Here is a 22,611-nt window from a genome sequence, read left to right as displayed (position 1 = left end):
CGGTGGGCCCGCTCCCCCTCGCCGTACTCGTCGACCGCGTTGTCATGCGCCTCGATCCACGTGCGCTGCGCCTTCCTCGGCGACCTGCGCAGAGTGTCCGGCAGTTCCTTCTCTCCAGGCATCGTGATCGACTCCTCCGGTTCGTGTGCCGGTGCCGCGTGGGCTCGCGGGGCGTGTTCAGGGGCGGAAGACCACCTTGAACGTCCCCTCCGACTTCTCCTGGAAGTTCTGGTAGGCCCGTGGCGCCTCGTCCAGACTCACGTGGTGGGTGGCGAAGTCGTCGACACCCAGGACGTCGTCATCGTCCAGTCGGGGCAGGATCTCGGGCGCCCAGTGGCGGACGTTGGCCTGTCCCATCCGCAGCTGGATCTGTTTGTCGAAGAGGGTGAGCATGGGCAGTGGGTCCGCCATGCCGCCGTAGACGCCGATCAGCGAGATGGTCCCGCCCCGGCGCACCAGGTCGATCGCCGTCCGCAGTGCGGTCAGGCGGTCCACTCCGGCGGTCTCCATCAGCCTGGCGGCAGCGCCCTTGGGCATGAACGCGGCGACCCGCTGCGCGAACCTCGCGGATCCGTGTCCCTGGGCCTCCATGCCGACGGCGTCGATCACCGCGTCCGGTCCGCGTCCCTCGGTGCGATCCCGGATCTGTTCGACCAGGTCGTCCGGGCCCTGGGAGGGGTCGAAGACCTCGACCCCACGCGCGGAGGCACGGGCGCGCCGGTCGCTGACGGGGTCCACGCCGAAGACCCGTCCGGCGCCCAGGTGCTGGGCGACCCGGCAGCACATCTCACCGATGGGGCCCAGCCCGAGGACCGCCACCGACCCGCCCCGCGGGACGTCCGCGTAGCGCACGGCCTGCCAGGCCGTGGGCAGCACGTCCGACAGGAAGACGTAGCGGTCGTCGGGACCCCGGCCGGGGACGGGGATGACGTTGTCGGCGGCTCGCGGCACTCGCAGATACTCAGCCTGCGCGCCGGGCACCGAACCGTACAGGGAGCTGTACCCGTAGATGCTGGCTCCGGTCCCCTGGTCCTCGGCTCGGGTGTTCTCGCACTGCGTCTGTAGTCCGGTCTCGCACATGGCACAGTGCCCGCAGGAGATCTGGAAGGGGACGACGACGCGCTCCCCCGGTGCCAGGGACGTGACTCCCGGGCCGACCTCCTCGACCACGCCCAGGGGTTCGTGTCCCAGGACGTCACCCGGGCTCATGAACGGTCCGAGGACCTCGTACAGGTGCAGGTCGGAGCCGCACAGGCCGGAACTGGTGACCCGGATGACGGCGTCGTCGGGCTGCTCGATGCGCGGGTCGGGTACGTTCTCGGTCCTGACGTCGCGTGTGCCGTTCCACACCACTGCTCTCACGGTTCTCCTCCGTTCCGGAGTGCTGGTCCGTGTCGCGCGGGGTTGCCGGAGGCCGACCGGAACGCCCCGCCCGGGCCCCCTTGACCGGGCGGGGCGGCGTCCCTCTCCAGGTTGGCCTGGTCGGTGGGCGGTCTCCCTGGGAGGGCTCGGCCGCGCTGACGTCCGCCAGCCCGGTCGTGACCGCGTCCCTTCACGTCGACCGCCTCCTATGGTTGCCCTTGCCGACCTCCCGTCCCACGAAACGTCTTCTGGCTCCCTGTCCTCACCGAGGCCCGCGCGGGGACGCTCGGAATCAGGCGGATACCGTCGCGGTCGGCCGGGTCCAGTCGCGGTGCTCCCCGATCAGACGCGCGAACTCCCGGATCAGGCCTTCGTCGGCTGCAGGGGCACGCACCACGCCCTGCGTGGTCTCGGTGACCGTGGGCGGATGGCCGAGCGCGTCGGGCAGCCCCGGCGCGTCGAGCAGCGTGGTGGCCGCGCCGACCGCCGCGATCGCCTTGCAGTGCTTGTAGGCCTCCAGCACGAAGTGTCTGGCCTCGCCGTCTCGGGCGAGTGAGGCCGCCGCGTCACCGCCGCCGGGGACGGCCACGGCGTCGTAGAGGACCGAGGAGACCGTGGTGTAGGCGCGGTCCACCGGCAGGGCTCCGCCCTCGCGGGTGCGCACCGAGCCGTCCAACCGGGCGAGCACCTCCACCACCGCGCCCTTGTCCACCAGGGCCCGTCGCAGGGTATCGACGTCGGAGCCGTCCACGCCGTGGTCGACGAGCACCGCGACCTGGCGCCCGGTCAGGTCCCCGAACGCGGTGTTGGCCTGGCTGAGCGCGGGTGAGGTCCGGGTGTGGCGGGCGGTGCCGGGGTCCTGCGGGGGCTCCACCCCCAGGCCCTCCGCCACCTCGACGGCCAGGCCGTGATCGACGTGGGCCAGGTTGGCGACCGCCCGCTGACGCACCGCCAGCTCCTCGCACTTGCCCAGCTCGAACCGGAACGCGGCCACCAGGTGTTCACGTTCCCAGGAGGCCAGGCTGTTCAGGAACAGCCTGGCCTGGGAGTAGTGGTCCTTGAAGCTCTCCGCCCGCTTGCGGATCTTGTGGCCTTCGACCTTCTCCGTGTAGTGACGGTAGACGCCCTCGTCGGCCAGCGCGGGGCATCCCCCACCCAGGGAGTTCGGGAAGTACGAGGTCTGACCGCGGTGCACCCGGTGCTGGGCGAACCCGTCGCGCTGGTTGTTGCTCACCTCCGTCACGGGCCGGTTGACCGGGATCTGCTGGAAGTTGGACCCGCCCAGGCGCAGCAGCTGCGTGTCCAGGTAGGAGAAGTTGCGGGCCTGGAGCAGCGGGTCGTTGGTGAAGTCGATCCCCGGGACGACGTTCGCGGTGTGGAAGGCGACCTGCTCGGTCTCGGCGAAGAAGTTGTCCGGGTTGCGGTCCAGGACCATCCGCCCGATCGGGCGGACCGGCACCTGCTCCTCGGGGATGATCTTGGTGGCGTCCAGCAGGTCGAAGTCGAAGGCGTGCTCGTCCTCCTCCGGTACCAGCTGCACCCCCAGCTCCCACTCGGGGAACTGGCCGCGCTCGATGGCCTCCCACAGGTCGCGCCGGTTGTAGTCCGGGTCCTTGCCCTGGATGCGCTGGGCCTCGTCCCACACCAGCGAGTGCGTACCCAGGAGTGGTGTCCAGTGGAACTTGACGAAGGTGCCCCGCCCCCGGGCGTCGACGAAGCGGAAGGTGTGCACGCCGAAGCCCTGCATGGTGCGGTAGCTGCGCGGGATCGCCCGGTCCGACATCAGCCACATCACCATGTGCGTGGTCTCCGGTTGCAGGCCCACGAAGTCCCACAGGGTGTCGTGAGCCGACTGGGCCTGGGGGATCTCGTTGTGCGGCTCGGGTTTGACCGCGTGCACGAAGTCGGGGAACTTGACGCCGTCCTGGATGAAGAAGACGGGCATGTTGTTGCCGACGAGGTCGTAGTTGCCCTGTTCGGTGTAGAACTTGACCGCGAAGCCCCGCACGTCGCGCACCGTGTCCGCCGAGCCCCGTGACCCGGCCACGGTGGAGAAGCGGACGAACACGGGGGTGGTGACGTCGGGCCCGCTGAGGAAGTGTGCGGCGGTCAGCTCGGAGAGGTCCTCATAGGGCGTGAAGTGGCCGTAGGCCCCCGCGCCCCTCGCGTGCACGACGCGTTCGGGGATGCGTTCGTGGTCGAAGTGGGTGATCTTCTCCCGGGCGTGGAAGTCCTCCAGGAGTGTGGGACCGCGCTCTCCCACGCTGAGTGAGTTGTCGGTGTCCTCGACCCGCACACCGGTCTCGGTGGTCAGCGGGCCCTGGGAGTCGGTGCGGTCCTGTTCCAGGAGTCGGTCCTTGGCGTCCTGCTCGTGATCGGTCATGTCGAACTCCCCCGTCGGGTTCAGGTCGTGTCGAGTGACTGTCCGTCCTGCCTCGCCATGACCGACGAGGTGACACCGTAAACGCCGCGCGCCGGAACTTGACCCCGTCTTCGCCCAGCCAACGCCCGCCCCTGGAAAGGCTTCACGACCAGGGGTCGCGTCGTGGTGGCGTGAGCGGCTCGAACCACCCCGCGCCCGGAGCGGGGACGCCGGGTGTGCGGCGTCGCGGGTCAGTGGCTGGTCCGGGCCACACGAGTGGAGGAGTGACGGCGGCGCGGGCCCCGAGGGACCCGCGCCGCGCGTGAACCGTGAGGTGTCAGCAGCCGGTGCTGCTGGTGATGGTGGTGTTGCCGAAGTACCGGATCGACACACCGTTGAGCACCGCGCGAACGACGGTGCCGTTGACGCGCTGTTCGTAGTGCAGGTGCGGGCCGGTCGAGCCGCCGGTGCTGCCGACCTTGCCGATGACGGTGCCGGTGCTGACCCTGGTGCCCACCGAGACCGACTGCGAGTTCAGGTGCGCGTAGAGGGTGGTGACGCCGCTGCCGTGGTCGATGACGATGTACTTGCCGTAGCTGGTGTTCCCCCGGTCCGCGACCGTGGTCACGGTTCCGGCGGCGCTGGAGCGCACGTTCTGGTTCAGGGCGTTCGAACGCTGGAAGTCGACCGAGAGCTGCGGGTTGTGGTTGGTCCGGGTGTTGGCGTTCCAGACCTGGCCGCAGTCGAAGGGTGTGCGCAGGTTGACCGCGGCGACGGCCTGTTCGGCCGACACCGCGCTCACCGGTACGAGCACGGCGGTGAACAGGGCCGTGGCCAGAAGGATGCTCAGACGCCGGAACGGGGCGCCGAAACGGGGGATCTTCATGGGGGTCCTTTCCTCGCGGGAGCGGGGGTGCGAGAACTACGGAGGCTCGATACCCACGGAAAGGGCTGCGATCACGAAACCGGATCGTTTTTCTGCCTTCCTCCAGAGATGTCCGAGAAAACGAGCGTCCCGACCGGAGATCCCTCCGGAGAGTTCACCCTCGGGTCGCGCGGACGTCGTTCTTCGCGGATAGGAGGAACCGGAGGAAAGGCCCGGTACGCGGTTCCGTGAGGGCGACTGTTCGTGAGGGAACGGTAAATGGACTTTCCGGACGCGAACGCCGATCCGGAGAGCACACAGGGGAATGCGGCGGGACACTGAAGGCTCTCTCCATTACGCTGGGTGAATGACGGTCCGGAACGCCACCGGTGACGACGGCCCCGCGATCAGCGACCTCATGGTCCGGGCCGCACCGCATTTCGACACGAAGGGCTATCCGGAGCAGTTGCTGCCTCCCGGGATGGTGGTCCTCGTCGCGGAGGAGGACGGTCGGGTGGTCGGATGGCTGGAGGCCGTGCTCGACTGGGCCCACACGGGCCCGGGGGCACCCACGCCCCCGCCCCACGGGTACGTGCTCGCGGTCGTCGTGGACCCCGACTGGCGCAGGCGCGGGATCGGGTGCGCCCTGTTGGACCGGTTCGTGGAGGAGGCGCGCCAGGCCGGGGTCCGGTGGGTCTTCCTCCTTCCCGAGGGCGGCGAGGGGGTGGCGGGAAGGCTGGCGTTCTTCCGCGCCGCCGGATTCACCCCGCTCGCGGTCGCGGACGACCCCCTGCCGCCCATGGGCCGGTGGACCGGCCCCGTGGCGGTCGGTGATGCACGCCCCTGACCGGTGAACCCGCGTCGACACACAAGACATCGACCGGTTTCTTGGCGGGTTCCGGCACTGCGCGGACCCGCCGCCACCCCCCAGGATCGTGCCCGTGACGACTTTCCACGCTTGCCTCCACGCACTGTCCGAGAAGGCCCTGCGCCGCGAGACCCCCACCCGTGACGAACTCCTCGCGGTGCTGACCAGCTCCGACGACGACCTGATGGACCTGCTCGCCGCGGCCTCCCGGGTCCGTCGTCGCTACTTCGACCGCCGGGTCAAGCTCAACTACCTCGTGAACATGAAGAGTGGCCTGTGCCCCGAGGACTGCTTCTACTGCTCCCAGCGCCTTGGGTCGCGGGCCGAGATCGTCAAGTACACCTGGCTCAAGCCGGACGAGACCCGTGAGGTGGTCTCACACGGTGTGAAGGCCGGGGCCAGCCGCGTGTGCCTGGTCGCGAGCGGGCGCGGCCCCACCGACCGCGACGTGGCCCGTCTCGCCCCGGCGGTGGCCGGGATCAAGGAGGAGCACCCCGGAGTGGAGGTGTGCGCCTGCCTGGGGCTGCTCTCCGAAGGCCAGGCGGACCAGCTCCGCGAGGCCGGGGTCGACGCCTACAACCACAACCTCAACACCTCGGAGGAGCGCTACTCCGACATCTGCACCACACACGAGTTCGCCGACCGTGTCGACACGGTCGAACGGGCCAAGCACGCCGGACTGTCCCCCTGCTCGGGGCTGATCGCGGGCATGGGGGAAACCGACGACGATCTCGTCGACGCCCTGTTCGCCCTGCGCGACCTGGGCCCGGACTCGGTTCCGGTCAACTTCCTCATGCCGTTCGACGGCACGCCGTTGGAGGGCACCTGGGAGCTGACCCCGCAGCGCTGCCTGCGCATCCTGGCCGCCACCCGGTTCGTCTTCCCCGACGTGGAGGTCCGGCTGGCCGGCGGGCGCGAGATCCACCTGCGCTCCCTCCAGCCCCTCGCGCTGCACATCGCCAACTCGATCTTCCTGGGTGACTACCTCACCAGTGAGGGCCAGGCGGGCGGGGACGACCTGGAGATGATCGCGGACGCGGGCTTCGAGGTGCAGGGCGCGGGCGAGCCGACCCTCCCGGGTGAGCGCCACGACCTGCTGCGGACCCGCCAGCGGGGCGCGGGAACCGAGCTGCCGCCCAACGCCTGAAGGGGGTCCGGTGGGGGCGCGGCGGGAGGAGTCTCTCCGCTCCCGCGCGCTCCCACCGGCTCAGACCACGGAGGGGGTCTGGTCGCGGTCCGGAACGAACGCGGACAGGTCCACCCCGGGGTCCTCCCCCATCGCCAACCGGGCGGCGACCACCCCCTGGAACGGGCCGAAGGTGAGCCCCTGCGAACCCAACCCCGTGGCCACCAGCACGCCGGGCAGCCGTTCGACGGGGCCGAGCAGCTGCTGGCCGTCGTGGGTGACGGGCCGGAACCCCACACGGGTCTCGACCACGCTGGCATCGGCCAGCTCCGGCAGCAGCTCCAACGCGGTGGACAGGTTGTGCGCCAGGCCTCCGGCCGTCACCCTGCGGTCGAAACCCGCCTCCGGCTCGGAAGTGCCTCCCGTGACCACCCGGTCGGGGGCGAAGGCGCTCACGTAGTAGTCGCGTTCACCGAACCGCACCACCGGCCAGGCACGCGTGTCCCGGCCCGGGAGCGCGAAGTGGGTCATCTGGCCCCGTGCCGGGTGCACCCCCAGCTCCACCCCGGCCACCGACAGCAGTCCCGCCGACCACGCCCCGGCCGCCACGATCACCGTCGGCGCCTCCAGGTCCTCCGCGCCCACCCGTACGCCGGTGACGCGGTGACCGTTCCACAGCAGCCGCGAGTCGCCCTTGTAGTAGCGCAGACCGCGTTCCCCGGCCGCGTTGAACAGGGCGGACCGTGCCCGGCGTCCGTCGGTCCGGGCCATCCCCTCGACGCGCACGCCCGCGTAGGGTTCGGGCAGCAACGGGAAGTGGCGCCGGGGCTCCCCCTCGGCCAGTCGCTCCACCCGTCCCATCGTGGCGAACTCGGGACGCTCGGAGAGCGTGCGCAGGAGCTCGAACCCCGCGTCACCGCCCTCACGGTCCACGGACATCCCGCCGACCACCTCGTACCCGGTGACCTGGCCGTCCTCGGCCAGCTCGGCCATGAGTTCCGGGTAGTGCGCGGCCGCGCGGGCCTTGAAGTCCCACACCGGTGGCGCGTCCCAGGGGAACGGCCACGGGAACACGATCCCCGATCCGGCCGCCGAGGCCTGTCCCAGGTGGGAGGCGTCCACCAACGCCGTGGACACGCCCTTCTTCGTCAGGTGGAAGGCCGCGCTGGCTCCCACGATCCCGCCGCCGACAACGATCACGTCCATACGTCCCACCCTGCCCCGACCCGTGCCCACGGACAAGCCGTTCGCCCCGCGTGCCGGTCCGCGAATCGGGGTAGGGAGTCGCGATACGCTGCGGCTTCGCTCGTCGGAGCCCGGCCCCCTTCCCCTTCTTCCCTGGAGGTCGCATGGACGGTTACACGTACTACGGGGTCGCCCTGATGCGCCGACCCAGCCCCCGGCTGGACGACGGCATCGTCACCCACATCGAGAGGACCTCGGTCGACCCGGTGCTGGCGGCCCGGCAGTACACCATCTACCAGGAGACGGTGGCCTCGGCGGGGTGGCGGGTGCACGAGGTGGACCCCGCACCGGAACACCCGGACTCGGTGTTCGTGGAGGACCCGGTGGTGGTGTGCGAGGACCTGGCGGTCCTGACCCGTTCGGGGGCGGCCGAGCGACGGGGCGAGGTCACGGGGGTGGAGACCACGGTCCGCGCCCTGGGACTGGAGGTGGCCCGGATCGAGGCGCCCGGGAGCCTGGACGGCGGCGACGTCCTGCAGGTCGGGGAGACCGTGTACGTGGGCATCGGTGGGCGGACCAACGAGGACGGCGCCGACCAGCTGGAACGGCACCTGGCACCGCTGGGTCGCAAGGTCCTCCGGGTACGGCTGGGGCGGGCGCTGCACCTGAAGTCGGCCGTGACCGCGCTGCCGGACGGCACTCTGGTCGGTCTGCCCGATCTGGTCGACACCAGCGGACTGCCACCGATCCGCCGCGCGCTGGAGGAACCGGGCGCGCACGTGCTGCCTCTGGGGGGCCGTGACGTGCTGGTCAGCGCCGCCGCGCACGAGACGATCCACCAGCTGGCGGCGGACCACTGGCGGGTGCTGCCGGTGGACATCTCCGAGTTCGAGAAGCTGGAGGCCTGCGTGACCTGTCTGAGCGTGCTGGTCCCGGACCGTCCCTCGCGGACCTCCGCCTGACCGGAGCGGAAGCGGCCCTCACGTGCCCGTTCCGGGGCCCGGGCCCTTCCGGCGCGGTGGCGAGTGGAGGCCGGGAACTGACCTCCACCTCTGACACACTCTGGGCATGATGTCGACATCGGCCCGGCTGCTCCAGCTCCTCTCCCTCCTCCAGACGCGCAAGGACTGGCCGGGGGGCGAGCTGGCGGAGCGCCTCGCGGTCAGCCCGCGCACCGTCCGGCGCGACGTGGACCGCCTCCGTGACCTGGGCTATCCCATCCAGGCGACCATGGGCACCGGCGGCGGCTACCAGTTGGGGGCGGGCGCCGCCCTGCCGCCGCTGCTCCTGGACGACGACGAGGCGGTGGCGGTCGCGGTGGGCCTGCGGACCGCCGCGCAGGGCGGGGTCTCGGGGATCGAGGAGACCTCGGTGCGGGCCCTGGCCAAGCTCCTTCAGGTGCTCCCCTCCCGGTTGCGTCGGCGCGTGGACGCGTTGGGGACCTTCACCGTCCCGATGCCGGGTGAGGGTCCCACCGTCGACTCCGCGACCCTCACCCTGGTGGCGTCCGCCTGCCGCGACAGCGAACTGCTGCGTTTCGAGTACGAACGCCACGACGGCTCCACGGGCCGCCGGACCGTGGAGCCGCACCGGCTGGTCTCCCGGGGGCGCCGTTGGTACCTGGTGGGCTGGGACACCGGTCGCGGCGACTGGCGCACCTTCCGGCTGGACCGGATGCGCCCCCTCACCCCCACCGGCCCGCGGGTGCCTCCGCGCGAGCCGCCCGAACGGGGGGTGGCCGGGTACCTGGCCGACCGGATGAACCTGCACATGTGGCCGATCAAGGCGCGCGTGCGCCTGGGGGTCTCCGCCGAGACCGCCCTGGCGGGCCCCGCCGCGCACTACGGCGTCATCGAGGCGGTGGACGAGCACTCCTGCCTGCTGCTGTGCGCCAGCGACGACCTGGTCGGCATGGCGTGCTACCTGGCGATGCTCGATATGGACATGGAGGTGGAGGAGCCCGTGGAGCTGCGCACGGAGATGGCCCGGCTGGGAGGACGGCTCTTGCGTATGGGCGAGGCCCCGCAGGGCTGACCGGCGCGCATGAGTACGGGTACTCACCCTGGGTGGGTGCGCGCACCGATGCCCGGGGCCGTGCCCCCGGCCTAGGTTCGCGGTATGCCCCTCCTCATCGGCCACACCGCGATGGTCCTCCACTACCTGTTCTTCGCCTATGTCGTCCTCGGCGGCTTCCTCTCGTGGAAGTGGCCGAGGATGTTCTGGCCGCACCTGATGGTGGCCGTCTACGCGCTGGGGATCGTCGTCATCGGCTGGTCGTGCTTCCTCACCGACATCGAGAACTGGTCACGTGCGCACACCGGCCGCGAGGTGATGGAGAACGGGTTCATCGACTTCCACATCACCGGTGTCCTCTACCCGGAGGAGCATCTGATGACCTCGCGGTTCGTGATCGCGGGCATCGTCGCCTGTGCCTACGCCGGAGCCGCGTGGAGGCGGTACCGGCGTGGTCCGGTGACCGCTCCCGAGCCGGTGTCCGGGTAGTCCCGGGAACCTCCAGTTGGGTCAAGTCCGCGCGGGAACGCCACAAACCAGCTACGTTAAGGAGTCGTTTACTTTCGTAGAGTAATGAAAGTGGGGCTTCCGCGTGCCCGACCAGACCCGACACCACTGCCTGGAACTGCGCGAACTCAGTGTTCCCCCGACAGTGCGCCCCCTCCGGCCCGGCTACCGTGTCGCCCGCTGGGACGACCCCACCTCCCTGGAACCCGAGTGCCGGGAACGCCTCCACCACGCTCTGCGCGACCTGGCGGCCCGCGCCTTCGGCGCCGACCACTCCGGCTACTGGCACGCCAGGATGGCCTCGGGGTTCTTCGACCAGATCTCCTCGCTGGCGCTGATCCTCGGACCGGACGGCGTCCCCGTCGGCTGGGGCGGTTACCACCGGCGCCGCTTCGCCGCCCGCCACGCCCTGTACCTGGACGCGGCCGGAGTGGTCCCCGCCCACCGGCGCTCGGGCCTCTCCGCCGCCCTGATGCTGCACTTCCTCAACCGCGAGGTCCTGGCACACCCCCTGTCCAGCACCTACGTCGTACTGCGCACCCGTCACCCGGCCGTCTACGCGGGGTGGCGCAAGGGACTCGGCCGGGCACGGGTCTTCCCGCGCCAGGGCCGCCCCGTGCCCGGCCTGGTGCGCCGGATCGCATCCGACGCCGCCGACTGGCTCGGGGACGGCCCCGGCCTGGACCCCGACTCCCTGATGGTGCGCGACGCCTACCGAATGTTCGACGGCGAGATCTACGGGGTGGCCCCCCGGAGCGGCGACCCCGTTCTGGACGCCCACTTCGCCCGCGAGGTCGGCCCCAAGGACGCGGTCCTGGTCGTGGCCCGCATGGGCGCGCTGCCCCTGGCCAGGCTCGCCCTGGGCCGCGCCCTGAGCCCACGGTCGCGCGGCTCCGCGCCCGCCTCCCGGGGCCGGAGCGTCCCGGGGGCGTCGGTCCGCGACGACTTCACCGTGCGCGCCACACCCACGGGGGCGGGGGCGAGCGGCCTCATCCCCGGGGGACGCTTCTGACGTCGGACGGCCCGCTCACCAGCGAGCCCACGTCCCGGATCTGGTCCGTGACCCCGGCCAGCCGCAGACTCTCCGCCCAGGTCATCTCCGGGCTCTGGCGTTCTCCGGCGGCCAGACACCGTCCGACCTCCTCGATCTCGTACTCGTAGCCGTTGGCCCGGAAGGGCCGGTGGAACCGCTCGGGCGCGCTCCCCTCCCTGTGCAGGACCACGTCGGTGGCGGCCCAGAAGCGGGGGACCTCCAGCCAACCGTCCGTCCCGGCCAGCACCGCGCGGTTGGGCAGCACGTTGCGGGAGGCACAGGTCAGGGCGGCGCTCACCCCGTTCTCCCCGTGCACCAGCACCGAGGTCTGCGTGTCGACCATCCGGTCCGGGGACAGCTGACGGGTGGCACCCACGACGGTGAGCTCACCCAGGTACCGCGAGGCCAACTCCAGCGGGTACACACCCAGGTCCATGAAGGCACCACCGCCGAGGTCGACGTTGAAGAGCCGGTGCTCGGGGTCGTAGGGGACGTTGATCCCGAAGTCGGCGGCGACCGTGCACAGTTCCCCGATCGCCCCGTCCGCCACCAGGTCCTGGGCGAGCCGGGAGGCGGGCAGGAACCGCGTCCACACTGCCTCCATCAGGAAGCGGTCGTTGGCCCGGGCGGCCGCCACCATCTGCGACACCTGGAGCGCGTTCATCGCCATGGGCTTCTCCACGAGCACGTGCTTGCCCGCGTCGAGCATCAGGAGGGTGTTCGGATGGTGCCAGGGGTGCGGGGTGGCGACGTACACCACGTCCACGTCCGGGTCGGCGGCGAGCTCCGCGTAGCCGCCGTGGCGACGGGGAACGTCCCACTCCCGACCGAACTCCTCCGCCCGGTCCCGTGTACGCGACGCCACCGCCGTGACCCGGGCCGAGGGGACGGCCCGCACCCCCTCCATGAAGGCGCGTGCGATCCCGCCGGTCCCCACCACGCCCCAGCGCGGCCCACCGTTCTCTTGTGTCATGTGCGCATCCTAAAAAGACGGTCATCTCCGGGTCGAGGCGGGGAAGGTCCTCGGTTTCGGAGCGCGGGAACCGTACGGTGGCCGAGGAGAGGCCCGCGCTCGGCGCGACACGTGAACGGAGGAGGAATGTCGGAGACACTCGCCCGGAGGTTGGGGGTCGAGCCCGGGGACCGGCTGCTCGTCCTCAACGCCCCGGAACGCTACCTGCGGCTGTTGGACCCCCCGCCCGACCTCCACGTCGACCTCGGTCCGATCGAGGGCGCCGAGTACGACGACCTGCACCTGTTCGCCCTGGACCGGGGCACCGTCGAACGGGAGGGGCCGCGCGCCCTGGAGCTCACCGCCCCGACCACCCGCCTGTGGGTGTGCTTCCCGCAGCGGGGCGGCACGATCATCACGGACCTGACGGCGGACCAGGGCTGGGACACCCTCGTGGACGCCGGGTGGCACAGCACCGCCCAGGTGCCGATCGACTCGGACTGGGCGGCGCTGCGCTTCGAACGCCGGGGCGCCTAGGGCCTAGCTCCCGACCCGGACGGAACCGCTGGTGGTGTTGACGTCGATCCGACCGTCGGCGCCGTTCCCGGTGTCCACGTCGAACTCGCGCTGCCCGGACACCGACTCACCGGTGACCTCGTACTCGCCGTCCGGGACCGTCGCGGCGACCGCGCCGCTCACGGTCTCGACCGACAGCAGGTCGAAGGGGTCGGCCGTCCGCAGGCTGACGTCACCGGAGGTCGTGGTGGCCTCAAGCGTGGTGAACCCGCCGCCGAGCTCCAGCGAACCGCTCACCGACTCGGCACGGACCTCGTCGGCGCCGAAGTCCTCGGTGACGATCGTGCCCGAGGTGCTGGAGACGTCCAGCAGGGCGCCCTCACCGGAGGCCGTGATCCGGCCGCTGACGGTGTGGGCCTCCACCGAACCCTCGACCCCGTCGAGCGCGACCTCACCCGAGACGGTCTCCACCTCGACGACACCGACCTGCTCGGTCACGTCCACCGCGCCGCTGGTGGTCTCCACGCTCAGGTCGCCCTCCAGGTTCTCCACCGCGACCCGGCCGCTGACCGTCTGCAACGTCACCCGGGTCCCGGCGGGGACGGTGACCTCGTAGTCCACCGAGCAGGAGCTGAAGAACGGCAGCCCCGAACACTCGGTGTCGATCTCCAGTGTGCCGCCCTCGGCCTCGATGTCCTCGTCGGGTTCCGACAGGGGGCTGCCCCGCAGCTTGCGGTCCACCGTGACCCCGTCGCCGGTCCCGCCCCGGAGCAGGACCTCACCCCCGGTGGAGTTGTCGATCTCCAACGCGCTCACCCCGTCGAAGGAGTCGGCGCGATCGGACTGGTTGACGGTCATGTTCCCCAGCACGGAGAGCGCGGTGAGAACCACCAGGGCCAGCACGAGCACCCCGCCCAGGAACATCCACGGCCCCCTGCGGAAACCCCCGCGTTCCTTGCTTGAGGAGGCGTACAGGCCTCGGGCCCTGAAAGTCATGTTCTTTCCCTTCCTGGAAGGCTCGGCCCTCCCTCTGGTGCGTCCTGGTCTCGGTGCGGGTCAGTCCCGGTCGTTGCCGCGCAGGTAGCGCAGCACCGCCTGGACCCTGCGGTGGTCGTGGTCGTCATGGCCGAGGTCGAGCTTGGTGAAGATCGACCTGATGTGCTTCTCCACGGCACGGTCGGTGATGGCGAGCCGGTCCGCGATTCCGGCGTTGTTCAGGCCCTGGGCCATCACCTCCAGCACCTCGCCCTCGCGCGGGGTGAGGCTCTCCAGGGCGCGGTCCCGCCGTCTGCTCAGCAGCTGTGAGACCACCTCGGGGTCGATCGCCGCGCCGCCCCCGGCCACCCGGCGCAGCACGGCGAGGAACTCCTCGATGTCGGCCACACGGTCCTTGAGCAGGTAGCCGACCTTCTCGGCCCCGCCGCCGAGGAGGTCGGCGGCGTAGCGGCTGACCACGTGCTGGGACAGCAGCAGCACGGCCACGTCGGGGTGGGTCCGTCGGATCCGCACGGCGGCCTGGATGCCCTCCTCGGAGTAGGTGGGCGGCATCCGGATGTCGATCAGGCAGAGGTCGACGTCCGGGTGCTCCGCGACGGCGGCGTTCAACGCGTCGGCGTCGCCCACCGCCGCGACGATCTCCACACCGGAGTCCTCCAGCAGCCGGACCATGCCGCTGCGCAGCAGTACGGAGTCCTCCGCGATGATGACGCGCGGCTCCGGCCGTTCGTCCAGTCTCTGGGCCGTGCTCACGGTCACGCCTTCCATGGGATGTTCGCGGTGAGGACGGTGCCCCCACCGGTCGGGCTGTGGACGGTCAGCTCCCCGTCGACGGCGTCCACCCGGTCCCACAGCCCGTAGAGACCGGTGCCCGCCTCGGGGTCGGCTCCCCCGACCCCGTCGTCGGTCACTGTGACGCACAGCAGCTCGCCCCCGCGCCTCGCGGCCGGGACGCGGCCGACGGCCACGGTGACCTGCTCGGCGTCGGCGTGCTTGGCGATGTTGGTCAACGCCTCGCAGACCACGTAGTAGGCCACGCCCTCCGCCCGGGCCGAGGGGCGTTCGGCCAGGTCCACGTCGAGGCGGACCGGAACCGGGGAGCGTCCGACCGCCACCGGCAGGGCCGCGCCGAGTCCGTGGTCGGTCAGGACCCTGGGGTGCAGGCCGCGTGCGACCTGGCGGAGGTCGGTCATGACCTCCCGGGACTCCGCCTGCGCCTCGGTGATCAGCTCGCGGGCGCCGTCGGGATCGTGGGAGAGCCGGGCGCGTGCCCGAGTGAGGGTCATGGTGAGCGCGAGCAGCCGTTGCTGGGCGCCGTCGTGCAGGTCGCGTTCGATCCTGCGGCGTTCGGCCTCGGCCTCGTCCACCATGCGGAGCCGACTGTCCTGGACGTGCAGGAGGCGGCGCCGCATCCGGACCTCGGGGGCCTCGAAGAGCAGCAGGCGGTGCAGGAGGACCTCGGTGGAGATCATGTACGGGGCCAGGCGCAGGCCGACCACGGTGGCCAGCGGGCCGACGAGAACCAGGAGTAGCGGGCCGACCAGGTCGCCGGGCGACCCGAGGGCCAGGATGTAGGCGATGCCCAGGGACGCGCCGATGGCGGCGGCGCCGCCGCACACCACGAAGACCACGACCAGCCCGGCGGCGAACAGCCCGTGCAGGCCCGCGGCGGTGCTGTAGACCACCATGGTCCAGGCGTCGCGGCCGAAGACGAACCGCCACACCCGGACCCAGGGGTTGTCGTCCGCCAGCGGGTCGGGAGGGCTGGTCTCCACGATCCCGAACACGTTGGCGAGGCGGTCGCGCTGGACCCGGCAGGCGAGTCGGGCGAGCAGGGTGGCGGCGACGGGCAGGGCGACCAGCAACCCCAGGGAGTCGCGGACGATCTGCGAGACCGAGTGGGAGAGCCCGACATCCGTCCAGGGCAGGAACAACCCCATGCCGATCCAGGCGGCCACTGTCACCAGCAGGGACACGGGGATCAGGTAGAACAGGGCCAGGGCCAGGGAGGTCATCAGGTGCAGGACCTGGACCAGGAGCAGCCGCCATCCGCTGCCGTTTGGAGCGGCGGCGAAGGGAACACCGGTCAGGGAGCCCGGTCGGGCACCACCCCGCTCCGCGCCTCGCGCCCGTTGTTCTCGTGTGCCGCTCACAGGTCCAATCTAGGATTCCCGGGGACCGGTGCACGAGGTCATCAGCACGAGGAACACGGGTGGTGCCAGCACTACCCGACCGGTCGGGGCGGGGGGATCGGATGGCGCGGAGCGGGGGCGCGGTGCTGGAGCGGGTGTTGGAGGACATCGGGGGCGTCAACACGTTCTTCGCGGTGGGTGGTGTGCCGCACGGCGAGGGCTGGGAGCAGGTGACCGCGTTGACCGGGCGGGAGCGGGCCGCCGCCGAGGTCGGGCGGGTGCGGGCCCAGCTCGGGGCGGTTTCGGGACTCGGCGCCGACGAGGTGGAGTGGCGGGTGGGTGCCTCGCTGTTCCACCAGGGGCTGGCGTCCCGGCTGATCTCGCCCGTGCTGGCGGCGGGGCTGTGTCACGGGGTGGGACTGCGCCCGGACCTGTTCCTCTTCGAACCGGAACGCTCGGGGGCGTGGGAACTGCGCACGGCGCAGCTGGGGGCCGAGCCGCTGTCCCGGGACCCCCTGGAGGTCGCCGCCTGGTTGGAGCAGACCGTGGTGGAGGGCGTGCTGTCCGGGGTGGAGGAGACGCTGACCGGGATCGGCCGGGTCTCCCCAGGGCTGCTGCGGGGCAACACCGGAGCGGCCCTGGCGGGGGCCGCGCGTGCTCTGGGCGGCGCACGGAGAGAACGGCGCGCGGGTGCCGAGGAGGTGGTCCGCGTGCTGACAGGGCGCCGCACCCTCGAAGGCACCGGGTCCCACACCGGGGTGGACCGTGCCGGGCTGGCCGTCTTCCGCCGGACCACGTGCTGCCTGTACTACCGGCTCCCCGGGGGCGGTCTGTGCGGCGACTGCGCCCTGCGTCGCCCACCGGGTGCCCGCTGACCGGGTCGAGGCTGGTCAGGCGCGGTACCGTCCGCGCTGCGCTCGGATGCCGTCGAGGAGGTAGGCGGCGCGGCGGTCGTAGGCGTCCCGGGGCGGCAGCACGCCGTGCTTGAGGGCGAGAGCGTTGTCGACGATGAGCGTGTGCAGGTCGTCCACCGTGAACTCTGGCCGCAGGGCCCCCGAGGCGTGCCCGGCCTCGACGAGTTCTTCGTAGATCTCACCCGCGGCACGGCAGATGTCCATGAGCTGCCGTGAATGGGGATAGTCCTGGAGCAGGACGTCGTTGGTGGTGGGCTGACGGTACTGGAGGTCGCGGATCGCGGTGAGGTAGTGGTCGATCCGCGCCCCGGCGTCGTCCAGGGACCGCGTGTGGTCGATGACGGCGTCGAGCTCGTCGGCGACGACCTCCTGGATGACGGCTTCGATGAGGCCCACGCGGCCGCCGAACCGGTTGAAGATCGTCGCCTTGCTCACTCCCGCCGCCCGGGCCACCTCCTCCAGCGGCACGCTCAGCCCCCGCCCCTGGAAGGCGGCGATCGCCGCCCGGCGAATCTGCTCCGCGTTGCGCCGGGCGTCGGCGCGCAGCCGGGGGTTCGCGGGTGTCGCACCGGTCATGGATCCTGCCGCCTCTCGCCGCCGCCATAACTTGACTCGCTGAGTCAGTTTATCTACGGTCGTGGGCGGAAGTGAAACTGACCCGGCTGGTCAAGTTATTGGAACGGGCGCCACCAGCTCGGACGCCGACCGGGCACGAGCACGGGCACGCAAGGAAGGACCGCGAACATGATCGTCGTCACCGGCGCCACGGGCACCCTCAACGGAGGCACCGTCGAACACCTCCTCAGCCGCCTGCCGGCCGAAAGGGTCGGTGTGAGTGTGCGGGACCCCGCCAGGGCCAGGCACCTCGCCGAGCGCGGAGTGCGCGTGCGGCAGGGCTCCTACGAGGACACGGCCGCTCTGCGCGTGTCCTTCGCCGGCGCCGACCAGGTGCTCCTGGTGTCCGGGAACGACCCGACGGCCGACATGGTGAGCCTGCACCGCGACGCGATCGAGGCGGCGGTCGCGGCCGGCGCCCGGAGAATCCTGTACACGAGTCAACAGGGAGCCGCGTTCGGGGGCCCGTACCCTCCGGCGGCCGTCCACGCCGCCACCGAGGAGATCCTCGCCGGTTCTGGGGTCGCGTGGACCTCCCTGCGCTATGGATTCTTCGGCCACAGCTTCGACGCCCTGCTCGGTCCGTGGCGGGAGACCGGGGTGATCGCGGCTCCGGACGACGGCCCCGTCCCGTGGACCGCCCCCGCCGACCTGTCCGAGGCCGCGGCCGCCGTCCTCTCCGGCGACCGCTCCTTCGACGGGGCCGTGACCCTGGTCGCCGAGGAGGCCGTCACCCTCGACGACTTCGCCGGGATCGTCTCCGAACTCAGTGGACGCTCCGTCGAACGCGTCGTGGTCGACGACGAGCAGTGGGTCGCGGACCAGGAGGCGCGCGGCGTTCCGGAGCAGGCGGCCCGCTTCACGCTCACCATGTTCCGCGCGACGCGGGAGGGCTACTTCGCCGAACGGGACCCGCTGCTGGGCGAGCTCCTGGGTCGCGCTCCCCGGAGCGTCGCGGACCAGCTCGCCGCACAGATGAGGGCCTGATGGGGCGCGGGGCCGTGTCCCCGTTCTCCGGTGGGCTCAGAGGCCGTCGGCGGCGCGCCGCACCGCCTCCAGGTCGATCCGGCGCATCCTCAGCATGGCCTGGGTGGCCCGGCCCGCCCGATCGGGGTCGGGGTCCCACACCAGGGAGTCCAGCTCCTCGGGATAGACCTGCCAGGACAGACCGAAGCGGTCCTTGAGCCAGCCGCACTGGCTCTCCTGGCCGCCGTCGGTGAGCGCGTTCCAGTAGTGGTCCGACTCCTCCTGGTCGCGGCAGATCACCTGGAAGGACACCGCCTCGTCGAAGGTGAAGGCGTCCCCGCCGTTGAGCGCGGTGAAGCGCGCCCCGTCCAGCTCGAACTCGACGGTCAGCACGGTGCCCTCGGCCAGGGGCATGTCCGGGCCGTAGTACGTCGTCCTGAGCACCCGTGAGTTCTCGAAGACGCGGGTGTAGAACTCCGCCGCCTGCTCGGCCTGGTCGTCGAACCACAGACACGGCCTGATCTTGTGCAGGAGTGCCATGGCTCCCCCTCTCCCCCGGCGTTCCCCTCTCCTCTCACGTACCCGGTTCTCACGTACCGCACCACACTCCCCAAACTTCCCTATCATCCGTGATGATCGAGTACAATAAGGGAAGGTTTCGGAACACAGGGCCGTCGGTGAGGAGAACCGTGCCGCAGCAGTACTACTCGGTGGACCAGGTCGCGGACCTTCTGGGTCTGCACGTCAAGACGGTGCGTGCCTACGTCCGCGAGGGACGACTGGCGGCCACCCGGATCGGGAAGCAGTACCGCGTGCGCCGCCGCGACCTGGAGGAGTTCACCGGCGGCCCGCTGGCCGAGGAGGAGGGCCCGGACGCCCCGCGGGCCCCGTACGCGGAGGCCTCCACCGTCGTCCAGGTCGACGGGGTCGACCGCGCCACGGCCGACCGACTCACCACCCTGCTCTCCGTCACCGGGCGTCCCGAGGGCCGCGGGCGCGCGCACGTCCAGGTGGTCCACGACCCGGACCGCGCCCGCCTGAAGGTGGTCATCGTGGGCGACCTGGCCACCACCGCGACGCTGTTGGGCTACGTCGACTCGCTCACGGGTGACCAGCGGTGACCCCCTCGGGAAGGGAGGCGGAACCGGGGGCCGAGATCGCCCCGGAGGTCCGCCGTCTGGGTGGCCACCCGGTCATGCTCTGCCCGGAACGGGGCGCGCCCCTGCGCGAGGCCGCCGACGTGATCGGGGACGCCTTCCACCACGGCGTCACCTGGGTCGCGGTTCCCGCCGCGCGCCTCGACGCCGACTTCTTCCGGCTGCGCACGGGCGTCGCCGGAGAGTTCCTCCAGAAGTTCGCCAACTACCGGCTCCGGCTGGCCGTGGTCGGGGACGTCTCCCGGCACGTGGCCGCCAGCGACGCCTTCCGGGACCTGGTCCGGGAGTGCGATCGCGGCACCCAGTGCTGGTTCGTCCCGGACCTGGAGGCCCTGGGCGGACGCCTGGTCTCCTGAGTCACCCAGGTTTCGTCTCACTTTGTGAGAAATGGATCTCACAAGAGGAGACTCGCGGGTAGGGTCGACCGGAGCCCCCGAGACGAAGGCGGAACGCCATGGCCCGGTACACACACGGACAGCACCCGATCGTCACCACCTCCTACCTGTGGCGCGACGCCGAGAACTCGGCCGCCTACGCGCTCTCGGAGGTCCGGCCCGGCCGCTCCCTGCTGGATGTGGGCTGCGGCCCCGGCAGCATCACCGTCGACCTCGCCCGCAGGGTCGCGCCGGGGCGCGTCACCGCCGTGGACGCCTCCGCCGAGGCGGTCGAGAGGGCGAGCGCCCACGCGGAGGAGGCCGGTGTGGACAACGTCGACTTCGTGGTCGGTGACGTCCACGCCCTGGACCTGCCCGACGACACCTTCGACGTCGTCCACGCGCACCAGGTCCTCCAGCACGTGGGCGATCCGGTGCGGGCGCTGGCCGAGATGGGCCGTGTCGCCCGGCCGGGCGGGGTTGTGGCCGCCTGCGACAGCGACTACTCGGCGATGCACTGGTACCCGAACCTGCCCGAGCTGGACGCGTGGATGGCGCTGTACCAGCGGGTGGCCCGGGCCAACGGCGGCGAACCAGATGCCGGGCGCCACCTGCTGGCCTGGGCGCACGCGGCCGGGTTCACCGAGGTCAGGCATGTCGCGGAGGTGTGGGACCACTCCGACCCCGAACGCCGTGCCTGGTGGGGCGGGATGTGGTCGCGTCGCATCCTGGAGTCGACCATGGGCCGGGACGCCGTCACCCGGGGCATGGCGAGCCAGGACGACCTGGAGTGGATCTCCGCCGGCTGGCGGCGGTGGAGCGAGCACCCCGACGGCGTGTTCGTGATACCCCGGGGCGCGGTCCTGTGCCGCGTTCCGGGCTGAGACTCCAGCTGACACGCGGTGGGGCGGCCCGGCCGCCCCACCCAGGCGTCGGCCTCACGGCCTCAAAGGCGCTTGCTGAAGAACACGCGACGAAAGCCATGCTCCGTCGCACGACCCGTCTCCACGTATCCGCGACGAGGATAGTAGGCCAGGTTCTCCGTCATCGACTCATGTGTGTAGAGCCTGACCTCCGTCAGTCCCCGCGCACGGGCGTAGTCGTCCGCGAAGTCCAACAGCCGCCCGCCCACCCCCGCGCCCTGGGAGCTCGGTGAGACCGCGATGTTGTCCAAGAGAAGGTGATCCGGCCTCGCCCTGAGGACGAGAAGGCCCACGGGCACACCCTCCTGCTCGGCCACCCACACCTCGCCCGCACCGACCAGCGAGGCGTAGTCCGCCGTCATCGGCCCGGGCTCCTTCCCCATCCGCTCGACGTAGTGTCCGTAGGCGCTGTCGGCCAGTCGGGTGAGCACGGCGACGTCACTGGGGCGGGCCTGTCGAATGATCGTCATCCGCGCAGTATGGCACCGCCGGTCTCCACCCACCGGTCCCACCGCTGATCCACGCAGGGCAGGGGTGGTCCACGTCGCACTCGCGGGACACGCACCGGCGGAGCACTGGCGACGGCGGCGACGCCCGATATAGCGTCGGTCCATCGGGACCATCGGCCCTCCGGAGGCACCATGTCCGACCTGCCCATCGGATTCTGGCTCAAGCACCTGGACCGGCTCATCGAGCACGACTTCGACCACGCCCTGGCCGAGGACTCCCTCGACCGCCGCCAGTGGCAGGTGCTCAACTCCCTGCACGACGACCCCGGCACCGTCCTCCAGCTGGACCAGCGCCTTGCGCCCTTCCTGGAGGACGACGAGCCCAGCGTCGCTCCGGCGGTGGAGGCCCTGCGTGAGCGCGGCTGGATCAGCGGTCTGGTCTCCCTGGAACTGACCTCCGAGGGACAGCGAGCCCACGGCGAGCTCCTCCAGCGCGTCACCCGCACCCGGGAACGCCTGTGCCAGGGCGTCAGCGACCAGGAGTACCGCGACACGGTCAACGTGCTGGAGCGGATGTCGGCCAACCTCGAACCGTCCTGACCGGTCAGTCGAAGTGCAGTTCCCTGGTGAGTTCGACGAAGGCCAGGTCGTCCTGTCTGGGCAGCCCGAAGGCCGCGTCGCCGTAGGGGAAGGGCTCGGTCTTGCCGGTGTTGGTGTATCCGCGCCGCTCGTACCAGGCGATGAGCTCCGGGCGCTGCTTGAGAACCTTCATCCGGATGAGGCGGCACCCCCACTCGCTCGCCGCCGTGCGCTCGGCCTCGGCCAGCACGATCCGTCCGAGGCCCGCGCCCTGGAGGTCGGGGCGCACCGAGAACATCCCGAAGTACGCGCCGTTGACGGTCCGCTGGAGTTCGCAGCAGGTGACGACCTCGCCCTCGGACTCACCCACGAGAACCAGGGTGTTGGTCCGGCCGAACAGCTCCGTCAGGGCGTCGGCGTCCACCCGCTGGCCGTCGAGGAAGTCGGCCTCGGTGGTCCAGCCCCGGCGTGAGCTGTCGCCCCGGTAGCAGGAGTTGACCAGGTCGACCAGTGCCGGGACGTCCTCGACCCCCGCGGGCCTGAACTCGATCTTGGTCCGTCCGTCCGGCACACCCTCGTCGCCGCGCATGGTGGTCACGCTCTTCCCCCTCGAAATCCTTCGGAATCACCCCGAACCGCGCACCCAGTATGTCCAAGTCCGGGGAGTGGACCGGCCACCCCCGGTTCGGGCCCGGGGGTGCGTCCCGTCCGGGCGGC

General features: G+C 71.3%; 26 protein-coding genes. 13 read left to right on the top strand and 13 right to left on the bottom strand.

All coding sequences use genetic code 11. The annotated features are described in order from the left end of the window. The 4 genes from ACFW3L_RS14850 to ACFW3L_RS14835 form a co-directional block, all read right to left on the bottom strand. Window positions 1-122 (bottom strand): ChaB family protein (locus ACFW3L_RS14850; protein ID WP_378740506.1); only part of this gene is annotated, 122 nt, incomplete at its 3' end. Window positions 123-177: 55 nt separating this feature from the next. Beyond that, window positions 178-1,362 (bottom strand): alcohol dehydrogenase catalytic domain-containing protein, encoded by a 1,185-nt coding sequence (locus ACFW3L_RS14845; protein ID WP_378740468.1) that lies wholly within the window; start codon window positions 1,360-1,362, stop codon window positions 178-180. A gap of 292 nt (window positions 1,363-1,654) precedes the next feature. Continuing rightward, the gene (locus ACFW3L_RS14840; protein ID WP_378740465.1) at window positions 1,655-3,745 is read right to left on the bottom strand and encodes a catalase; all 2,091 of its coding nucleotides are present in this window, start codon (window positions 3,743-3,745) and stop codon (window positions 1,655-1,657) included. Between the two features lie 316 nt (window positions 3,746-4,061). Continuing rightward, entirely contained in the window at window positions 4,062-4,610 is a 549-nt protein-coding gene (locus ACFW3L_RS14835) for a M23 family metallopeptidase (protein WP_378740462.1), read from the bottom strand. 346 nt (window positions 4,611-4,956) lie between these two features. Between ACFW3L_RS14835 and ACFW3L_RS14830 the strand changes: the two genes are divergently transcribed. Both ACFW3L_RS14830 and bioB read left to right on the top strand, forming a co-directional pair. Then, entirely contained in the window at window positions 4,957-5,436 is a 480-nt protein-coding gene (locus ACFW3L_RS14830; RefSeq protein ID WP_378740460.1) for a GNAT family N-acetyltransferase, read from the top strand. Between the two features lie 94 nt (window positions 5,437-5,530). After that, window positions 5,531-6,604, top strand: coding sequence for a biotin synthase BioB (bioB, locus tag ACFW3L_RS14825; protein WP_378740457.1), 1,074 nt, complete (start codon window positions 5,531-5,533; stop codon window positions 6,602-6,604). Between the two features lie 60 nt (window positions 6,605-6,664). Here bioB and ACFW3L_RS14820 read toward each other — a convergent pair whose 3' ends face one another. Continuing rightward, window positions 6,665-7,789, bottom strand: a complete 1,125-nt coding sequence (locus ACFW3L_RS14820; RefSeq protein ID WP_378740455.1) for an NAD(P)/FAD-dependent oxidoreductase — start codon at window positions 7,787-7,789, stop codon at window positions 6,665-6,667. Window positions 7,790-7,932: 143 nt separating this feature from the next. Here ACFW3L_RS14820 and ddaH point away from each other — a divergent pair, with 143 nt between their 5' ends. The 4 genes from ddaH (at window position 7,933) to ACFW3L_RS14800 (ending at window position 11,300) form a co-directional block, all read left to right on the top strand. Beyond that, window positions 7,933-8,730, top strand: coding sequence for a dimethylargininase (ddaH, locus tag ACFW3L_RS14815; RefSeq protein ID WP_378740453.1), 798 nt, complete (start codon window positions 7,933-7,935; stop codon window positions 8,728-8,730). A 106-nt stretch (window positions 8,731-8,836) separates the two neighbouring features. Beyond that, complete coding sequence (locus ACFW3L_RS14810) at window positions 8,837-9,802, top strand: helix-turn-helix transcriptional regulator (protein WP_378740451.1); 966 nt, start codon at window positions 8,837-8,839, stop codon at window positions 9,800-9,802. 84 nt (window positions 9,803-9,886) lie between these two features. Next, window positions 9,887-10,270 (top strand): DUF2784 domain-containing protein, encoded by a 384-nt coding sequence (locus ACFW3L_RS14805; protein WP_378740448.1) that lies wholly within the window; start codon window positions 9,887-9,889, stop codon window positions 10,268-10,270. Between the two features lie 103 nt (window positions 10,271-10,373). Then, window positions 10,374-11,300 (top strand): GNAT family N-acetyltransferase, encoded by a 927-nt coding sequence (locus ACFW3L_RS14800; protein WP_378740446.1) that lies wholly within the window; start codon window positions 10,374-10,376, stop codon window positions 11,298-11,300. On the opposite strand, the gene ACFW3L_RS14795 is transcribed toward ACFW3L_RS14800, so the two are convergent. Then, complete coding sequence (locus ACFW3L_RS14795) at window positions 11,278-12,294, bottom strand: Gfo/Idh/MocA family protein (RefSeq protein ID WP_378740444.1); 1,017 nt, start codon at window positions 12,292-12,294, stop codon at window positions 11,278-11,280. The genes ACFW3L_RS14800 and ACFW3L_RS14795 overlap by 23 nt on opposite strands. 126 nt (window positions 12,295-12,420) lie before the next feature. Between ACFW3L_RS14795 and ACFW3L_RS14790 the strand changes: the two genes are divergently transcribed. Then, on the top strand, window positions 12,421-12,810 hold the full coding sequence (locus tag ACFW3L_RS14790) for a hypothetical protein (RefSeq protein WP_378740442.1): 390 nt from the start codon (window positions 12,421-12,423) through the stop codon (window positions 12,808-12,810). A 3-nt stretch (window positions 12,811-12,813) separates the two neighbouring features. Here ACFW3L_RS14790 and ACFW3L_RS14785 read toward each other — a convergent pair whose 3' ends face one another. Genes ACFW3L_RS14785 through ACFW3L_RS14775 form a run of 3 tightly spaced genes read right to left on the bottom strand, consistent with a single transcriptional unit; the run spans window position 12,814 to window position 15,938 of the window. Further along, window positions 12,814-13,785 carry a DUF4097 domain-containing protein gene (locus ACFW3L_RS14785; protein WP_378740439.1) on the bottom strand — a complete coding sequence of 324 codons (972 nt, stop codon included), beginning with the start codon at window positions 13,783-13,785 and terminating at the stop codon, window positions 12,814-12,816. A gap of 60 nt (window positions 13,786-13,845) precedes the next feature. Then, window positions 13,846-14,553: a response regulator gene (locus tag ACFW3L_RS14780; protein ID WP_378740437.1), complete on the bottom strand. Its 708-nt coding sequence runs from the start codon at window positions 14,551-14,553 to the stop codon at window positions 13,846-13,848. After that, window positions 14,541-15,938 carry a histidine kinase gene (locus ACFW3L_RS14775; protein WP_378740435.1) on the bottom strand — a complete coding sequence of 466 codons (1,398 nt, stop codon included), beginning with the start codon at window positions 15,936-15,938 and terminating at the stop codon, window positions 14,541-14,543. The genes ACFW3L_RS14780 and ACFW3L_RS14775 overlap by 13 nt, the downstream gene beginning before the upstream one ends. 101 nt (window positions 15,939-16,039) lie before the next feature. Between ACFW3L_RS14775 and ACFW3L_RS14770 the strand changes: the two genes are divergently transcribed. Further along, complete coding sequence (locus ACFW3L_RS14770) at window positions 16,040-16,792, top strand: (2Fe-2S)-binding protein (RefSeq protein WP_378740433.1); 753 nt, start codon at window positions 16,040-16,042, stop codon at window positions 16,790-16,792. Window positions 16,793-16,807: 15 nt separating this feature from the next. Here the strand turns inward: ACFW3L_RS14770 and ACFW3L_RS14765 are convergent, their stop codons facing one another. Then, window positions 16,808-17,407: a TetR/AcrR family transcriptional regulator gene (locus ACFW3L_RS14765; protein WP_378740431.1), complete on the bottom strand. Its 600-nt coding sequence runs from the start codon at window positions 17,405-17,407 to the stop codon at window positions 16,808-16,810. Between the two features lie 168 nt (window positions 17,408-17,575). On the opposite strand from ACFW3L_RS14765, the gene ACFW3L_RS14760 reads away from it, so the two are divergent. Continuing rightward, window positions 17,576-18,433 (top strand): NAD(P)H-binding protein, encoded by an 858-nt coding sequence (locus ACFW3L_RS14760; RefSeq protein ID WP_378740429.1) that lies wholly within the window; start codon window positions 17,576-17,578, stop codon window positions 18,431-18,433. 36 nt (window positions 18,434-18,469) lie between these two features. On the opposite strand, the gene ACFW3L_RS14755 is transcribed toward ACFW3L_RS14760, so the two are convergent. Beyond that, on the bottom strand, window positions 18,470-18,952 hold the full coding sequence (locus ACFW3L_RS14755; protein WP_378740426.1) for a VOC family protein: 483 nt from the start codon (window positions 18,950-18,952) through the stop codon (window positions 18,470-18,472). Between the two features lie 149 nt (window positions 18,953-19,101). On the opposite strand from ACFW3L_RS14755, the gene ACFW3L_RS14750 reads away from it, so the two are divergent. The 3 genes from ACFW3L_RS14750 (at window position 19,102) to ACFW3L_RS14740 (ending at window position 20,827) form a co-directional block, all read left to right on the top strand. Further along, a complete protein-coding gene (locus ACFW3L_RS14750) occupies window positions 19,102-19,533 on the top strand; it encodes a helix-turn-helix domain-containing protein (protein ID WP_378740424.1) in 432 nt (143 codons plus the stop codon). Beyond that, window positions 19,530-19,925: a DUF4180 domain-containing protein gene (locus ACFW3L_RS14745; RefSeq protein WP_378740422.1), complete on the top strand. Its 396-nt coding sequence runs from the start codon at window positions 19,530-19,532 to the stop codon at window positions 19,923-19,925. Before ACFW3L_RS14750 ends, ACFW3L_RS14745 begins: the two co-directional genes overlap by 4 nt. A gap of 98 nt (window positions 19,926-20,023) precedes the next feature. Beyond that, window positions 20,024-20,827, top strand: a complete 804-nt coding sequence (locus ACFW3L_RS14740) for a class I SAM-dependent methyltransferase (protein ID WP_378740420.1) — start codon at window positions 20,024-20,026, stop codon at window positions 20,825-20,827. 62 nt (window positions 20,828-20,889) lie between these two features. Here the strand turns inward: ACFW3L_RS14740 and ACFW3L_RS14735 are convergent, their stop codons facing one another. Beyond that, window positions 20,890-21,336, bottom strand: a complete 447-nt coding sequence (locus ACFW3L_RS14735) for a GNAT family N-acetyltransferase (RefSeq protein WP_378740418.1) — start codon at window positions 21,334-21,336, stop codon at window positions 20,890-20,892. Between the two features lie 171 nt (window positions 21,337-21,507). Between ACFW3L_RS14735 and ACFW3L_RS14730 the strand changes: the two genes are divergently transcribed. Then, entirely contained in the window at window positions 21,508-21,915 is a 408-nt protein-coding gene (locus ACFW3L_RS14730; RefSeq protein WP_378740416.1) for a MarR family winged helix-turn-helix transcriptional regulator, read from the top strand. Window positions 21,916-21,919: 4 nt separating this feature from the next. Here the strand turns inward: ACFW3L_RS14730 and ACFW3L_RS14725 are convergent, their stop codons facing one another. Further along, window positions 21,920-22,483, bottom strand: a complete 564-nt coding sequence (locus ACFW3L_RS14725) for a GNAT family N-acetyltransferase (protein ID WP_378740504.1) — start codon at window positions 22,481-22,483, stop codon at window positions 21,920-21,922. Window positions 22,484-22,611: the final 128 nt, after the last annotated feature.

Source organism: Nocardiopsis sp. NPDC058789 (genome assembly GCF_042745575.1).
GTDB classification, from domain to species: domain Bacteria; phylum Actinomycetota; class Actinomycetes; order Streptosporangiales; family Streptosporangiaceae; genus Nocardiopsis; species Nocardiopsis eucommiae.
The sequence above is the reverse complement of the archived record's forward strand: the minus strand, read 5'-3'. Positions and strand labels throughout refer to the sequence as shown.

What these genes read in the sequence shown, in the direction of transcription:
- ACFW3L_RS14820 (WP_378740455.1), bottom strand. Translation starts at nt 7,789, where the DNA reads ATGGACGTGATCGTTGTCGGCGGCGGGATCGTGGGAGCCAGCGCGGCC.
- ACFW3L_RS14725 (WP_378740504.1), bottom strand. Translation starts at nt 22,483, where the DNA reads ATGCGCGGCGACGAGGGTGTGCCGGACGGACGGACCAAGATCGAGTTC.
- ACFW3L_RS14730 (WP_378740416.1), top strand. Translation starts at nt 21,508, where the DNA reads ATGTCCGACCTGCCCATCGGATTCTGGCTCAAGCACCTGGACCGGCTC.
- ACFW3L_RS14770 (WP_378740433.1), top strand. Translation starts at nt 16,040, where the DNA reads ATGGCGCGGAGCGGGGGCGCGGTGCTGGAGCGGGTGTTGGAGGACATC.
- ACFW3L_RS14810 (WP_378740451.1), top strand. Translation starts at nt 8,837, where the DNA reads ATGATGTCGACATCGGCCCGGCTGCTCCAGCTCCTCTCCCTCCTCCAG.
- ACFW3L_RS14735 (WP_378740418.1), bottom strand. Translation starts at nt 21,336, where the DNA reads ATGACGATCATTCGACAGGCCCGCCCCAGTGACGTCGCCGTGCTCACC.
- ACFW3L_RS14840 (WP_378740465.1), bottom strand. Translation starts at nt 3,745, where the DNA reads ATGACCGATCACGAGCAGGACGCCAAGGACCGACTCCTGGAACAGGAC.
- ACFW3L_RS14795 (WP_378740444.1), bottom strand. Translation starts at nt 12,294, where the DNA reads ATGACACAAGAGAACGGTGGGCCGCGCTGGGGCGTGGTGGGGACCGGC.
- ddaH (WP_378740453.1), top strand. Translation starts at nt 7,933, where the DNA reads ATGGACGGTTACACGTACTACGGGGTCGCCCTGATGCGCCGACCCAGC.
- ACFW3L_RS14760 (WP_378740429.1), top strand. Translation starts at nt 17,576, where the DNA reads ATGATCGTCGTCACCGGCGCCACGGGCACCCTCAACGGAGGCACCGTC.
- ACFW3L_RS14765 (WP_378740431.1), bottom strand. Translation starts at nt 17,407, where the DNA reads ATGACCGGTGCGACACCCGCGAACCCCCGGCTGCGCGCCGACGCCCGG.
- ACFW3L_RS14805 (WP_378740448.1), top strand. Translation starts at nt 9,887, where the DNA reads ATGCCCCTCCTCATCGGCCACACCGCGATGGTCCTCCACTACCTGTTC.
- ACFW3L_RS14755 (WP_378740426.1), bottom strand. Translation starts at nt 18,952, where the DNA reads ATGGCACTCCTGCACAAGATCAGGCCGTGTCTGTGGTTCGACGACCAG.
- ACFW3L_RS14835 (WP_378740462.1), bottom strand. Translation starts at nt 4,610, where the DNA reads ATGAAGATCCCCCGTTTCGGCGCCCCGTTCCGGCGTCTGAGCATCCTT.
- ACFW3L_RS14740 (WP_378740420.1), top strand. Translation starts at nt 20,024, where the DNA reads ATGGCCCGGTACACACACGGACAGCACCCGATCGTCACCACCTCCTAC.
- ACFW3L_RS14830 (WP_378740460.1), top strand. Translation starts at nt 4,957, where the DNA reads ATGACGGTCCGGAACGCCACCGGTGACGACGGCCCCGCGATCAGCGAC.
- ACFW3L_RS14790 (WP_378740442.1), top strand. Translation starts at nt 12,421, where the DNA reads ATGTCGGAGACACTCGCCCGGAGGTTGGGGGTCGAGCCCGGGGACCGG.
- ACFW3L_RS14785 (WP_378740439.1), bottom strand. Translation starts at nt 13,785, where the DNA reads ATGACTTTCAGGGCCCGAGGCCTGTACGCCTCCTCAAGCAAGGAACGC.
- ACFW3L_RS14780 (WP_378740437.1), bottom strand. Translation starts at nt 14,553, where the DNA reads ATGGAAGGCGTGACCGTGAGCACGGCCCAGAGACTGGACGAACGGCCG.